The 14804-nt window shown below is 45.5% G+C and carries 10 protein-coding genes, 1 tRNA gene and 1 rRNA gene; 5 read left to right on the forward strand and 7 right to left on the reverse strand.

All coding sequences use genetic code 11. The features are described 5' to 3' along the window. The 3 genes from AACQ79_RS14305 to AACQ79_RS14315 all read right to left on the reverse strand — a co-directional run. Positions 1-1132, reverse strand: a 16S ribosomal RNA gene (locus tag AACQ79_RS14305); the annotation flags it as partial. Positions 1133-1759: 627 nt separating this feature from the next. Next, positions 1760-3010 carry an HD-GYP domain-containing protein gene (locus AACQ79_RS14310; protein ID WP_017045406.1) on the reverse strand — a complete coding sequence of 417 codons (1251 nt, stop codon included), beginning with the start codon at positions 3008-3010 and terminating at the stop codon, positions 1760-1762. Positions 3011-3258: 248 nt separating this feature from the next. Further along, positions 3259-3343 (reverse strand) — tRNA-Leu (locus AACQ79_RS14315). Positions 3344-3496: 153 nt separating this feature from the next. Between AACQ79_RS14315 and AACQ79_RS14320 the strand changes: the two genes are divergently transcribed. Then, positions 3497-4018, forward strand: coding sequence for an RDD family protein (locus AACQ79_RS14320; protein ID WP_013855999.1), 522 nt, complete (start codon positions 3497-3499; stop codon positions 4016-4018). 62 nt (positions 4019-4080) lie between these two features. On the opposite strand, the gene lptG is transcribed toward AACQ79_RS14320, so the two are convergent. After that, entirely contained in the window at positions 4081-5151 is a 1071-nt protein-coding gene (gene lptG, locus AACQ79_RS14325; protein ID WP_013855998.1) for an LPS export ABC transporter permease LptG, read from the reverse strand. Between the two features lie 3 nt (positions 5152-5154). Further along, complete coding sequence (lptF, locus tag AACQ79_RS14330) at positions 5155-6255, reverse strand: LPS export ABC transporter permease LptF (protein ID WP_013855997.1); 1101 nt, start codon at positions 6253-6255, stop codon at positions 5155-5157. Between the two features lie 189 nt (positions 6256-6444). Between lptF and pepA the strand changes: the two genes are divergently transcribed. The 3 genes from pepA (at position 6445) to AACQ79_RS14345 (ending at position 11426) form a co-directional block, all read left to right on the forward strand. Beyond that, a complete protein-coding gene (pepA, locus tag AACQ79_RS14335) occupies positions 6445-7953 on the forward strand; it encodes a leucyl aminopeptidase (protein WP_010318842.1) in 1509 nt (502 codons plus the stop codon). Positions 7954-8020: 67 nt separating this feature from the next. Further along, complete coding sequence (locus tag AACQ79_RS14340; protein ID WP_017043380.1) at positions 8021-8470, forward strand: DNA polymerase III subunit chi; 450 nt, start codon at positions 8021-8023, stop codon at positions 8468-8470. Positions 8471-8564: 94 nt separating this feature from the next. After that, positions 8565-11426, forward strand: a complete 2862-nt coding sequence (locus tag AACQ79_RS14345) for a valine--tRNA ligase (RefSeq protein ID WP_170899283.1) — start codon at positions 8565-8567, stop codon at positions 11424-11426. Positions 11427-11492: 66 nt separating this feature from the next. On the opposite strand, the gene AACQ79_RS14350 is transcribed toward AACQ79_RS14345, so the two are convergent. Together AACQ79_RS14350 and AACQ79_RS14355 are read right to left on the reverse strand one after the other, a co-directional pair. Then, entirely contained in the window at positions 11493-12455 is a 963-nt protein-coding gene (locus tag AACQ79_RS14350) for a D-2-hydroxyacid dehydrogenase (protein ID WP_170899284.1), read from the reverse strand. A gap of 29 nt (positions 12456-12484) precedes the next feature. Next, positions 12485-13222 carry an RluA family pseudouridine synthase gene (locus AACQ79_RS14355; RefSeq protein WP_010318839.1) on the reverse strand — a complete coding sequence of 246 codons (738 nt, stop codon included), beginning with the start codon at positions 13220-13222 and terminating at the stop codon, positions 12485-12487. A 248-nt stretch (positions 13223-13470) separates the two neighbouring features. Here AACQ79_RS14355 and AACQ79_RS14360 point away from each other — a divergent pair, with 248 nt between their 5' ends. After that, on the forward strand, positions 13471-14742 hold the full coding sequence (locus AACQ79_RS14360; protein WP_170899285.1) for an NRAMP family divalent metal transporter: 1272 nt from the start codon (positions 13471-13473) through the stop codon (positions 14740-14742). Positions 14743-14804 lie beyond the last annotated feature (62 nt).

Consider the following 14804-nt stretch of genomic DNA (forward strand, 5'->3'; position numbering starts at 1 on the left):
GCTGGCAAACAAGGATAAGGGTTGCGCTCGTTGCGGGACTTAACCCAACATTTCACAACACGAGCTGACGACAGCCATGCAGCACCTGTCTCAGAGCTCCCGAAGGCACACCTGCGTCTCCGCTGGCTTCTCTGGATGTCAAGAGTAGGTAAGGTTCTTCGCGTTGCATCGAATTAAACCACATGCTCCACCGCTTGTGCGGGCCCCCGTCAATTCATTTGAGTTTTAATCTTGCGACCGTACTCCCCAGGCGGTCTACTTAACGCGTTAGCTCCGAAAGCCACGGCTCAAGGCCACAACCTCCAAGTAGACATCGTTTACGGCGTGGACTACCAGGGTATCTAATCCTGTTTGCTCCCCACGCTTTCGCATCTGAGTGTCAGTATCTGTCCAGGGGGCCGCCTTCGCCACCGGTATTCCTTCAGATCTCTACGCATTTCACCGCTACACCTGAAATTCTACCCCCCTCTACAGTACTCTAGTGAACCAGTTTCAAATGCGGTTCCGAGGTTGAGCCCCGGGCTTTCACATCTGACTTAATCCACCACCTGCATGCGCTTTACGCCCAGTAATTCCGATTAACGCTCGCACCCTCCGTATTACCGCGGCTGCTGGCACGGAGTTAGCCGGTGCTTCTTCTGTCGCTAACGTCAAATGATGCTGCTATTAACAACACCACCTTCCTCACGACTGAAAGTACTTTACAACCCGAAGGCCTTCTTCATACACGCGGCATGGCTGCATCAGGCTTGCGCCCATTGTGCAATATTCCCCACTGCTGCCTCCCGTAGGAGTCTGGACCGTGTCTCAGTTCCAGTGTGGCTGATCATCCTCTCAGACCAGCTAGGGATCGTCGCCTTGGTGAGCCATTACCTCACCAACTAGCTAATCCCACCTAGGCATATCCTGACGCGAGAGGCCCGAAGGTCCCCCTCTTTGGCCCGTAGGCATCATGCGGTATTAGCCATCGTTTCCAATGGTTATCCCCCACATCAGGGCAATTTCCTAGGCATTACTCACCCGTCCGCCGCTCGCCACCCAAGGAACAAGTTCCTCTGTGCTGCCGCTCGACTTGCATGTGTTAGGCCTGCCGCCAGCGTTCAATCTGAGCCATGATCAAACTCTTCAATTAAAGTTTTGTTGGTCCTAAGACCGGCTCAATGAATACTGACTTCAAAACTGTTTTTACTCGAAAGTAAAAAAGTAATTTTAAAGCTATTGTTGTTCCAACAGAACAACAATGAATTGACTGTGCCAAAATCAAGTAAACTTGATTCTGATTGGTCACTCAGTTCATTGATAAATCTTTTTTGATTATCATCAACGAGTGCCCACACAGATTGATAGGTTTATATTGTTAAAGAGCGTTCTTCTCTGGGTTGCCGAGGCTTCCTTTGAAGAGGCGGCCATTCTAGCGAGATAATGGAAAGTGTCAAACACTTTATTAAATTATTTCGTCTTACCGATTTGACCTACTGATTGGCTGCTGGTTGGGCTTAAACCCTTACTGGCTGTGCCGTGTCAGTGAGGCGGCATTATAGGGAGAACGAAGATGAGTGCAAGCAGTTTTTAGAAAAAAGTACCTTCTGATAGCTCAAGTGAACAAAAAGACACCAAAGCGTTAAATATCGATTAATTAGCGACCTATTTCCCTCTCTAAATCTCCTTGTTATCACCAGAGCATTGAGGTGACACACTTAATATTGCGTGCTTTTCTTCGTCAATGAAAGCTCGCACTGAGGCAGTACAAAGAAGCATATTACTCATCACTATCGAAGAAATAAGAGATTCTAGAGCGTGGGTTAAGATAGTCTCGGATTTTATCCGGAAGTTTATGCGGAAGAATGGCATTAACAATTTTCAAATCTCGATCAGCTAAATCAATAATGGGCGCTTGGGTTCGCGGAACCGAAGGGTCGTAAATCAATACATTAGGATATAGTAAGTGGCTGGCGTTTACGGAGATGACTAACCCAACCATATTGTTAGAAAGCTGAACAACGGTTCCTGGAGGGAAAACGCCCATAAATTTAACCAATACGTTTAAGTTTTCGTTACTATATAAGTGATTACAATGCTTATACATATAGGAAAGTGCAATATAAGGAATCTTCTGCTCTGCAACGATATTGGGATGACACAAATTATCAAATACATTCGCGACCGTAATGACCTGTGAAAGCTCATCAATAGCCGCTTCCTTTAAACCAAGCGGATACCCACTGCCGTCATTAAGTTCATGATGCTGTTCTATTACTCTCTTTGCACTTTCTGGAAAGCTATCGATATGACTCGCAATATCCAAACCATACTTAGTATGTAATTTGAGATAATTTTGTTCGGGCTCTGTCAGTGTTGTTTTCTTTCTAACAATCGCGGTGGGAACCTTAATTTTGCCTATATCATGAAACAGCGCAGCAAAAGCAAGTTCTTTGATTTTTTGAGCATCATACCCTTTCGCTTTTCCTATCATCATTGCAATGACCGAAACGTTGAGTGAATGAAAGTAGATGTCTTCAAACTCACTTTTGCCATTCATTAAATGCAGCGTAACGCTATCTTCACTCAGTAGCTTATCGACGATATCTTCAACCAAAATTGAAGCTTCATCTATCGCATCCTCTGGCCGATTGCGTATCTTGTTCATTACCGCACGCATACGGGATAGAGAACGCTCAAACTCTTTTTCACAGTTTAGAACTCGCCTACGATATGCGTTCAACTTTTCAATCCGTTTCTGCTTCTCTTCCCACAATTTTTCAGCCTCACTCTCCATCTCTGAAGATTCTTCTATGGCTTCCGGCTGCGTATTGACAGGTAAGGGTTGAGTATCGCTTTGCGCAGGATTGATATAAACATGTTGAATCCCCAAGTGTTTTATCAATTGAATCTGTTCTTGGGATTTAATCTTAAAGCTATTAAAAAGAAAGGGGTGTTCGTTCCACTTTACGGGCAACTTAATGTGCAGGCCAGGCTGCAATCTATCTACTGTGATTTTTATGCTTGCCACAATTTATATAACACCTTAAGTACTAAGTAGTTAATGAGTTTAAAAGAAGCCACTCAAAAGTTCATCAACTACATATTAGTAGTGTTGATATAAATGTGTATGGCTAGAAGCGAGAAATGTGCGCTGTTCAATATAGAAGTATGTGAAGGCTATCAAAAGAGTCCCATTTATCTAAGATAGTGGACTATTATTTCGAGGACAAAAACAACAAAGCCCCGACTTTCGTCGAGGCTTTGTTGTTTAAATTATGGTACCGGTGGGCGGACTTGAACCGCCACTCCCGAAGGAAACGGATTTTGAATCCGTCGTGTCTACCAATTTCACCACACCGGCATCTTGGGCATTGCCCTTTGATGGTTGGCATTATACGTAAGAAAGTTATTGGCGCAATAACAAAATATTGAAATACAAATCGTTTGCCGATATTTTCGCCACAAACCTTCAAGCTGTGCGTCTCTTCTCTTTTCAGATCCTCTTCGAGGCTATATGCTGCTGCAATTTCGCGAATACAAAAGATGTTTAGATATGATGAGTAACTCTATTTCTCTACCGCCTGCCGGATTACTACGCCGATTTGGTGCGCTCATTTACGATGCATTAATCATCATTGCTCTTGAGATGATGGCTGCTGGTGTTGTCGTTGCTATATTAGAAGCTCTCGTTGCGTTGAATGTGATGAGCTATGGCTCGTATGCAGATGTCAGCGACCTTCTCACTCGTCATCCCATTTGGAGCTATGTTTACACATTTTACCTTGCCGCTGTCTGGGTCTACTTCTTCGTCTTTTTCTGGACAAGAGCAGGCCAGACATTAGGGATGCGTGCTTGGCGACTTTTGATAATTAACGAACAAGATGGAAATTCAATCAGCGCCACGCAAGCTTTAATACGTTTGTTCACCTCAGGCTTTGGCTTGGCAAACCTCACCGTACCCTTTGATCAGCAAAAAAGAGGGTTCCAAGATATTTGGGCCAAAACGAAAGTAGTGGTACTTCCTAAAGTTAATTGAGCCGGAATAACAAAAAGGAAGGTTTGCCCTTCCTTTTTGTTGATAGTTCTTACCTGTCATTTTTAGAGTTTTCGTCTTAACAACATTACGGCAACGCTGAGAAACACCAAACTGGGTGCGACGGCACCAAACACTGGTGGGATACCATAAACAAGACTCAGTGGGCCGAAAAACTCACTGGAAATATAAAATGTAAAGCCTGCAATCACGCCTGACAAAATCCTTGCGCCCATAGTAACGCTGCGCAATGGCCCAAAAATAAACGACAGTGCCATTAGCATCATCACAGCAATAGAAAAAGGTTGAGTAATTTTACGCCACAACGCCAGATCGTACCGTGAAGCATCTTGCTCCGACGTTTTTAAATAGCTGACATAATCATACAAGCCACTCAGTGACAACTCTTCAGGCTTGACCGTGACAACCGCCAGTTTGTCTGGAGCTAATGAAGTCGTCCAACGGTATTCAGGTAATGTTTGCTTTGTTATCAATACATCATCGCGCATGTCGGTGATTTGAACATTTTTCATTACCCATTGATTGTCTTTATCGTAATCCACCTCTTCGGCAAAAAGGATGTTTTGCAAACTCTTATTGTTATCAAAGCGCCACATATTTAAGCCATAGAGTTTGTTGTCATCAATTTTACCAATAAAGATAAAATCATTCACATCGCGCGCCCACACACCGCTGCGCACTGAAACAATACTACCGCCAGAGAGAGAAAAAGCGCGCAGATCTCGCGCCATCTTCTGCGCTTGGGGGGCTCCCCATTGGCCAAGCAAGGTGACAATGATCATTAATGGCACTGCGGTTTTTAATACCGACATACCGATATTAAGCTTAGAAAACCCCGCAGCTTGCATGACAACGAGCTCAGAACTTGATGCCAACATACCTAACCCAATCAACGCACCGAGTAAGGCGGCCATAGGAAAAAACATCTCGATATCACGAGGAATGCTCAACACCACAAACAGTAAAGCTTGCAGTAAATCGTAGCTTCCTTCCCCGACTTTTCTCAATTGCTCAACATATTTGATAATGCCGGACAAACCAACAAAGGTCGCCAGCACTAGCGAGGTTGTCGCAACAATAGTACGGCCGACGTATAAATCTAAAATCTTAAACACGCGTTATGCTGCCTTCTTTAGTCTTAGTTTATCTTTGAAGCGCCGCACTGGCACACTGTCCATGATATTCACTGAAATCGCCGCTAAAAGTAATGCAGCATTGATTGGCCACATACCGATCACCGTAGCAAGTGAGCCATCTTCAATGGCGGACTTGGTTGCGCTGATGGCCATAAAATAGGCCAAATAAATTAAGATTGCAGGTCCCATTTTCGCAAAGCGTCCTTGCCGAGGGTTAACCGCCGACAAAGGGACCACCAGCATGGTGAGTAACGGAATACAAATCACCAGAGAAATTCGCCATTGCAACTCAGCTTTCGCTCTTCGATCCGGGTTGGAAAGCAGATTGGATGTCGGTAACGCCTCCCAATCGCGTCCTTTGGGTTTAACTTCACGCTGCCCAATTAAACCTTCGTATTCGTCAAATTTTGTGATCATATAATCAACGCGTGTTGGCACGCCTTCATAGCGAATCCCGTCATACATGGTGATCATCTGACGGCCATCACTGAGCTCTTTAACATCACCAGAATTAGAGAACATCACACTTGGGAGTATCGAATCCTTTGGTGCAAGCTGCGCAACAAACACATTATGCAGTTTTTTGTTTTCAATATTTTCGATGAAAACCACCGAGGAACCATCTGGTGTGCGTTGAAATTGTCCTTTCTGTAGCAAATCAACACTATTTTCTGCTGCGAGCTGCTCCATTAATTGTGCTTCTTTATCTTGGCTCCAAGGTGCCAACCAGAATGCGTTAAATGCTGCAGCACCTGAAGTGATCAAAGCCAAATAGAGTGCAGCACGGATCAAAAATTTATTGCCGATGCCAGTGGCATTCATCACCGTAATTTCGCTTTCTGCGTACAAACGCCCAAAAGTCAGTAAGATGCCGATATACAAACTCAAAGGCAGCATTAATAACCCCATTGCGGGCATATTTAAACTTACAATAGATAAGATCATTCGTGCTGGAATGTCACCATCGGAAGCTTCAGCCAAAACGCGAATAAATCGTTGGCTAAGAAACACGAGAAACAGTACGAAAAAGATCGCAAATTGGCTCTTGAGTGTCTCGCGGATCAAATATCTAACAATAATCACGCTGAAATTACCTATACAAAACTTGTTTTTTTGATTGAATCACTATAATTTCCCGTTGAACCTTTTATTTTTAAAATTTTCACTAACTGTTGGGCGTTCAATTAAAAGTAGATCCAAACTCGGATTCAACCACTAAGAGCGCATTATCTAACATTTAGTTCTATTTGTCTTCAGGATGTAGGAGTACGCATGGAGTTCAGTGTAAAAAGTGGCAGTCCAGAGAAACAACGTAGCGCATGTATCGTTGTTGGAGTGTTCGAACCACGCCGCCTTTCTCCAGTAGCAGAGCAGCTTGATAAAATCAGCGACGGCTATATTAGTTCACTACTTCGCCGTGGTGATCTCGAGGGTAAACCCGGCCAGATGCTACTGCTGCATCAAGTCCCTGGTGTTCTGTCTGAACGCGTTTTACTGGTAGGTTGTGGTAAAGAGCGCGAATTAGGCGAACGTCAGTACAAAGAAATCATTCAAAAAACCATCAGCACACTGAACGAAACGGGTTCAATGGAAGCCGTATGTTTTCTGACTGAACTACACGTTAAAGGCCGCGATACTTATTGGAAAGTACGCCAAGCGGTTGAAGCAACGAAAGATGGTCTGTACACCTTTGATCAATTCAAGAGCGTGAAACCGGAGACTCGCCGCCCACTGCGCAAACTTGTCTTTAACGTACCGACTCGCCGTGAGCTTAACTTAGGTGAGCGCGCGATTACACACGGCCTTGCGATTGCATCCGGTGTGAAAGCGTCGAAAGATCTTGGCAATATGCCACCCAACATTGCCAACCCAGCTTATCTTGCATCTCAAGCGCGCCGCTTAGCGGACGACTACGAGAGCGTCACCACCAAAATCATTGGTGAAGAAGAGATGGAAAAGTTGGGCATGACCTCTTATCTCGCCGTCGGTCGTGGCTCAAAAAATGAGTCGATGATGTCGGTCATTGAGTACAAAGGCAACCCAGATCCAGATGCAAAACCAATTGTGTTGGTGGGTAAAGGCCTAACGTTTGATTCCGGCGGTATTTCATTAAAACCAGGCGAAGGCATGGATGAAATGAAGTATGACATGTGCGGTGCGGCGTCAGTCTTTGGCGCAATGAAAGCATTGGCTAAATTGAAATTGCCATTAAATGTCGTGGGTATCTTAGCCGGTTGTGAAAACATGCCAGGCAGCAATGCCTATCGCCCTGGTGACATTCTCACGACTATGTCTGGCCAAACGGTTGAAGTACTCAATACCGATGCCGAAGGTCGCTTAGTTCTATGTGATGCACTCACTTACGTTGAGCGTTTTGAACCCGATTGCGTGGTAGATGTGGCAACACTAACTGGCGCTTGTGTGATTGCATTAGGTCACCACATCAGTGGCGTGGTTTCAAACCACAACCCATTAGCGCATGAATTGGTTAATGCTTCAGAACAAGCAAGCGATCGCGCATGGCGTCTACCAATGGCCGACGAGTACCATGAGCAGCTAAAGAGTCCATTTGCTGATATGGCAAACATCGGTGGTCGCCCTGGTGGTACGATTACCGCTGGCTGCTTCTTATCTAAATTTGCTAAGAAATATAACTGGGCGCATTTGGATATTGCTGGCACGGCATGGAAGTCAGGAGCAGCAAAAGGATCAACAGGTCGTCCCGTCTCATTGCTCGTCCAGTTCTTATTGAACCGCAGCGGCCAAGAGTCTGAGGAATAACCTCAAAATGTGAAAAGGGCCGCAAGGCCCTTTTTTGTTGATGAGCGATTAGATAGTAGGTGACAACATGCAGCGAGCCACCTTTTACATTGTGAACGAAGAAAGCCCTCAAGCAACGCTGGCAGGCTTTGAGCAATATGTCCTATTTCTGGCTCATCACTTCGCCAAACAAGGGGCAAAAATTTATCTGCATTGTGATGATAAAACTCACGCTGAACAGTTTGCTGAACATTTATGGCAAGTGCCTGCAGAACAGTTTGTCGCGCACAATCTGGTGGGTGAAGGTCCGAAATACTCAACTCATATCGAGATTGGCTACCCCAACGTCAAACCCAATTGGAATCGTCAACTGGTAATAAATGTGGCGGATAATCATACAACCTTTGCGAACGCCTTTGCTGAGGTGGTAGACTTCGTCCCCTGCGAAGAAAAAGCAAAGCAACGAGCACGCGAAAGGTATAAAATCTACCGTCAAGCTGGCTACCAATTGCAAACAATCGAGATCCAACATCCATAGGTCAAACCTTATAGTTAAGGCGATCTTTAACAAGATCCTTCACTTATGAAGTTTGACTAAGATTAACCATTCACAGTATCCATTTAAGAGCACTATGGAAAAGACATATAACCCAACAGCAATCGAACAAGCTCTGTATCAGACTTGGGAAGAGAACGGCTACTTTAAGCCTCACGGTGATACATCAAAAGAAGCGTACAGCATCATGATCCCACCGCCGAACGTCACTGGTAGCCTTCATATGGGTCACGCATTCCAAGACACCATTATGGATACTTTGATCCGCTGCGAACGCATGAAAGGCAAAAATACCTTATGGCAAGTGGGTACAGACCACGCCGGTATTGCTACCCAAATGGTGGTTGAACGTAAAATTGCTGCTGAAGAAGGCAAAACCAAGCATGACTACGGTCGCGAAGCGTTTATCGACAAAATTTGGGAATGGAAAGGCGAATCAGGTGGCACCATCACTAAACAGCTTCGCCGCCTTGGCGCATCGGTAGACTGGGATCGTGAACGATTCACTATGGATGCGGGCCTATCCAATGCCGTTCAAGAAGTGTTTGTTCGCCTTTACCAAGAAGATTTACTCTACCGTGGTAAACGTCTTGTGAACTGGGATCCAAAACTGCACACTGCAATTTCTGATCTAGAAGTAGAAAACAAAGACGTCAAAGGTCACATGTGGCACTTCCGTTACCCACTGGCTGACGGCGTAAAAACAGCAGACGGTAAAGACTACATTGTTGTTGCGACCACTCGTCCTGAAACCATGCTGGGTGACACAGGTGTAGCGGTTAACCCTGAAGATCCACGCTACCAAGCTCTGATCGGTAAAGAGATCATGCTGCCAATCGTCAATCGCCGCATTTCTATCGTGGGCGATGAGCACGCAGACATGGAAAAAGGCACAGGCTGTGTGAAGATCACCCCTGCTCACGATTTCAATGACTATGAAGTCGGTAAGCGCCACCAACTGCCGATGATCAACATTTTCACCTTTGATGCCAACATTCGTGACGCCGCCGAAGTGTTCAACACCAATGGTGAACCAAGTGACGCTTACAGCAGCGATCTTCCTGCTAAATACCAAGGCATGGAGCGCTTTGCGGCACGTAAAGCCATCGTAGCTGAATTTGAAGCTCTCGGCCTGCTTGAAGAAATCAAAGATCACGACCTCACCATTCCTTACGGTGACCGTGGTGGTGTGGTTATCGAACCGATGCTGACCGACCAATGGTACGTACGCACAGCGCCACTAGCGGAAGTCGCAACCAAAGCCGTTGAAGATGGCGAGATTCAATTTGTGCCTAAGCAGTACGAAAACATGTACTTCTCATGGATGCGTGACGTGCAAGATTGGTGTATCTCACGCCAACTTTGGTGGGGTCATCGTATTCCTGCTTGGTATGACAACGACGGCAACGTTTATGTCGGCCGTAACGAAGAAGAAGTGCGCGAACAAAACAACCTAGCACCAGTGGTGGTACTGCGCCAAGATGATGATGTATTGGACACTTGGTTCTCCTCTGCTCTTTGGACTTTTGGTACACAAGGCTGGCCAGAAAATACTGAGGCACTAAAAACATTCCACCCGTCTGACGTTCTTGTTACTGGTTTTGACATCATCTTCTTCTGGGTTGCACGCATGATCATGATGACCATGCACTTCTGTAAAGATGAGAATGGTAAACCACAAGTGCCATTTAAAACTGTTTATGTCACAGGCCTTATCCGTGATGAAAACGGCGACAAAATGTCAAAATCTAAAGGCAACGTGCTTGATCCTATCGACATGATCGATGGTATTGATCTTGAATCTCTGGTTGAAAAACGTTGTGGCAACATGATGCAGCCACAGCTTGCAGCCAAGATCGAGAAAAATACACGTAAAACCTTTGAAAATGGTATCGAACCTTATGGAACCGACGCACTGCGTTTCACGCTAGCAGCGATGGCTTCAACCGGTCGTGATATCAACTGGGACATGAAACGCCTAGAAGGTTACCGCAACTTCTGTAACAAACTCTGGAACGCGAGCCGTTACGTGTTGATGAATACCGAAGATCTTGATTGTGGCTTCAACGCAGGTAGCCAGCTTGAGTATTCGTTAGCCGATAAATGGATCGAATCTCAATTTGAATTGACGGCTAAAGAGTTCAACAACCATATCAACAACTTCCGTTTAGATATGGCGGCAAATACCCTTTACGAATTCATCTGGAACCAATTCTGCGACTGGTACTTAGAGCTGACTAAACCCGTATTATGGAAAGGCAGTGAAGCGCAGCAACGCGCAACGCGCCGTACATTAATTACGGTATTAGAGAAAACATTACGCCTCGCGCACCCAGTAATCCCGTATATCACTGAAACTATTTGGCAAAGCATTAAGCCATTAGTGGACGGCGTTGAAGGTAACACCATCATGCTGCAAGCGTTGCCTCAGTATGATGAAGCTAACTTCAACCAAGCAGCGCTGGATGATATCGAATGGGTGAAAGCCTTTATTACTAGCATTCGCAACCTACGTGCCGAGTACGATATCAACCCAGGCAAACCTCTTAACGTGATGCTAAAAGCCGCCAACAAGCAAGAAGTGGCACGTTTAGAAGCGAACAAAGCGGTACTGTTGTCACTGGCTAAACTGGAGGCACTACGCGTTCTTGAAGAGGGTGAAGAGACTCCTGCTTGTGCAACGGCGCTGGTTGGTCAATCTGAACTGATGATCCCAATGGCTGGTTTGATTGATAAAGATGCGGAGCTAGAGCGCTTAGCAAAAGAGATTGCTAAAACTCAAGGCGAAATCAAACGCATTGAAGGCAAACTCAATAACCAAGGGTTCGTCGCTAAAGCACCCGAAGCCGTTGTCGCTATCGAGCGTCAAAAGCTGAATGGCTATCAAGATACCTTGGTTAAACTGGAAGAACAGAAAGCGACCATAGCCGCGCTATAATCGCGATTGCGTTATCATTAAAAAGGTCGGTGTGAAAATACCGACCTTTTTTATTTATTCACGCCATCAGCAGACGCGATTTTTGTGCTCTCCACGCTCAAACGCGGCAATGTTATCCATCAAAATCGTTGCCAATTGTGAAATAGCTGAGTCACTACCCCATGCCACGTGTGGTGTAAGCAACAAATTTGGCAAATCCATATTGGCTAGTAAGGGATTTGTTTTATCCGCTGGTTCTCGACTGAATACATCCACTCCAGCGCCAGCAATTTGCCCAGATTTCAATGCTGTCACAAGTGCTTGCTCATCAACCAAACCACCACGGCCTGCGTTAATCAACAATGCATTAGGCTTCATCATCTTTAATTCGTTCTCACCTATCAGATTTCGGGTTTGCTCGCTCAGTGGGCAATGTAAGCTCACAACATCCGCCTCCGCTAACATTTGTTTAAAAGGCATAAAACCTTGTCGGCATACCTTGGCCCCCTTTCGTTCAGAAAATATCACCTGCATGCCTATCGCTCGTGCCAACGTTGCGGTTGCCTGTCCGAGCGCGCCACTCCCCACAATACCAAGCGTTGAACCTGCAACATCCCCTATCGGATGAGTAAAAAAGCAAAATTGTTGATTGCGCTGCCACTCGCCATTGGCAATATCTTGATGATAAGCAAACAAGTTACGCCTTAAGGCATAAATCATCCCAACTACATGTTCCGGAACAGAACGGGTGGCATAGCCTTGAACATTCACCAGTACGATGCCTGCTTCACGACAGTAATCGACATCGACATTATTGACGCCTGTGGCCGACACAGCAATCAAGCGCAATTTCGGACATTGTGAGAGTAGCGCCCTATCCAGCACCACTTTATTGGTGATTACGATATCGGCTTGAGATAGGCGATCGAGCGCTTGTTCGGCAGAAGTAAAGTCAAACTCAAGCCAATGATGAGCAAAAGGTAAGCTCGGCAATCGAATATAAGCAGGGATTGTGGCCCTATCGAGAAAGACAACCGTGGGTAGTGACATATTAGCTCCTTGTCGCCACCCACATCACACTAAGGTCGGGGCAACGTTTTGTAATCTGGTAATTTTCGCTCAGGATCAAAGTGTTGCAAAATTTGCTCTTGTGCTTCGGGATAAAAATCACAGCCGACAAAAATATTGCGCAGCCAATGACTCTTTGGGTGATAAAAACTGAGCTCTGCGGCATGCAGCGCTAAGCGATCGGAAAAATCTTGCGCTTCTTGCGGGGCATAAAACTCATCACCCACAATCGGATACCCCAAAGCTTGCATGTGCACACGTAATTGATGCGAACGGCCAGTCACAGGAAAAAGACGTACAATTGTCGTTTTTTCTTCTCTTTTCGCTACTTGATATAAAGTTTTTGATGGTTTCCCATCTTCAAAGCAGACTTTCTGTTTAGGCCGATTTGGCCAATCGCAAATCAGGGGTAATTCAACCGCCCCCTCGTCAAGTTCCATTACGCCCCACACGCGAGCGTAATAAATTTTATGCGTTAAACGGTATTGAAACTGCTTTTTCAATGCCCCTTCCGCATATTTATTTTTTGCCAGCACCATCAAGCCAGAAGTCGACATATCCAAACGATGCACAACTTGGATCTCTGGATATTGCTCAGCCAAACGACTCCACATACTGTCGTGATGCTCAGGCAAGCGTCCTGGAACCGACAGCAGACCTGAAGGTTTATTCACCGCGAGAATCTGATCATCTTCATAGACAATATCAATCCAAGGATCTGTGGGCGGCGTGTATTCAAGCATAGCCATCGAAGGTTTCTCCTAAAAAAATCGGCGCATTATACCAACCTCTCCGCCAAGCCAATAGAGAAGAGTCATCTTAGTTTCGTTAAATCACGAAATCGTCAGTAAGTTAGCCTTGCTTAGAAATATCACTTGAAATGTAACTTAAAATTGACAGATTAACTGGGTGTGATATTGATTGATGAGCTTGACATTAAAGTCAGCTTCAAAAGCAAAAATTATAAATAACACAACATCAAGTCTAAGGAACAAGAATGGAACACAGCGTCCCTTATCAATCGGCCAAACGTTTAACCCTGCCACAACTGCTTCGTTCACTCGGGCCGGGCATTATGATGGCAGCAGCAGCCGTCGGCGGCTCTCACCTCGTCGCATCAACTCAAGCAGGTGCAATTTATGGCTGGCAACTCGCAGGCCTCATTTTGCTAGTCAACTTATTAAAATACCCCTTTTTTAAGGCTGGCATTCAATACACCATGGGGACAGGCAAAAGTTTAGTACAAGGCTATGCTCATCTCGGGCGCGCTTACTTATGGGTTTTTGCCCTCTTAAGCGTGGTATCGGCCATTATAAACACCGCCGCGTTACTGCTGTTTAGCGCCAGCTTACTGGCCTATTTTGTCCCTTTTGAGCTAGGCAATATTGTTCTTTCAGTGATTGTGCTGACCACTTGTTTGCTGATCCTTTTTGCAGGCCACTTTCGCGCGCTCGACTCACTTTCTAAAATGATTATGGCAGTACTGACAATCGCCACCTTACTCGCCGTGGTGATTGCCGTCGCAACCCCAGCGCAGATAGTGGTAGAAACCATTTCGCCTTCACCTTGGACACTCGCCGCGATCGGTTTTTTGGTGGTGACTATGGGCTGGATGCCCGCACCCATTGAGATTCCGAGCATCACTTCGGTGTGGCTCAAACGTCAATGCCAAGAGCAGCAAGTGACGCCGCAATCCGCACTATTTGATTTCAATGTGGGCTATATCGGTACTGCAATCTTGGCGATTGTATTTTTGTCGCTCGGTGCCTTAGTACTACACGGAACAGGCGTTGAGCTCTCGAAATCTGGCGTCGGCTTTTCGCATCAATTGGTCGGATTGTACGCTTCAACCATAGGTGAGTGGTCACGTTATTTAATTGCAGTGATCGCCTTTTTCTGTATTTTTGGCAGCACCATCACCGTCATTGATGGCTATTCACGGGTGATTACAGAATCACAACGTCTTTTGCAAAACAAAGAGAGCCAAAGCCCACGTTGCTACCAAGCTTGGGTCCTCGTGGTATCGGCTTTAGCGCTAGCCATCATTGCCTTTTGGGCTTCAGCACTGATGCCAATGCTGAATTTTGCGATGATCATGGCATTTATGACCACGCCAATTTTTGCGCTGCTCAACTATATTCTGGTGACTAAAACACCTTTACCGGCTGAACTCGCAGTAGGAAAAAAACTCAAAGCACTATCTATCGTAGGGCTTGTTTATCTGTTTGGCTTTTTAGCGCTATTTATTTGGTGGAAGTGGATTATGTAACAGCAGATAAAACAAAGGCCTTATCGACAAAGGCCTTTGTTATTTTTAATGTAACGCCACAA

The organism is Vibrio sp. 3-2(1) (genome assembly GCF_963887575.1).
GTDB lineage: Bacteria > Pseudomonadota > Gammaproteobacteria > Enterobacterales > Vibrionaceae > Vibrio > Vibrio anguillarum.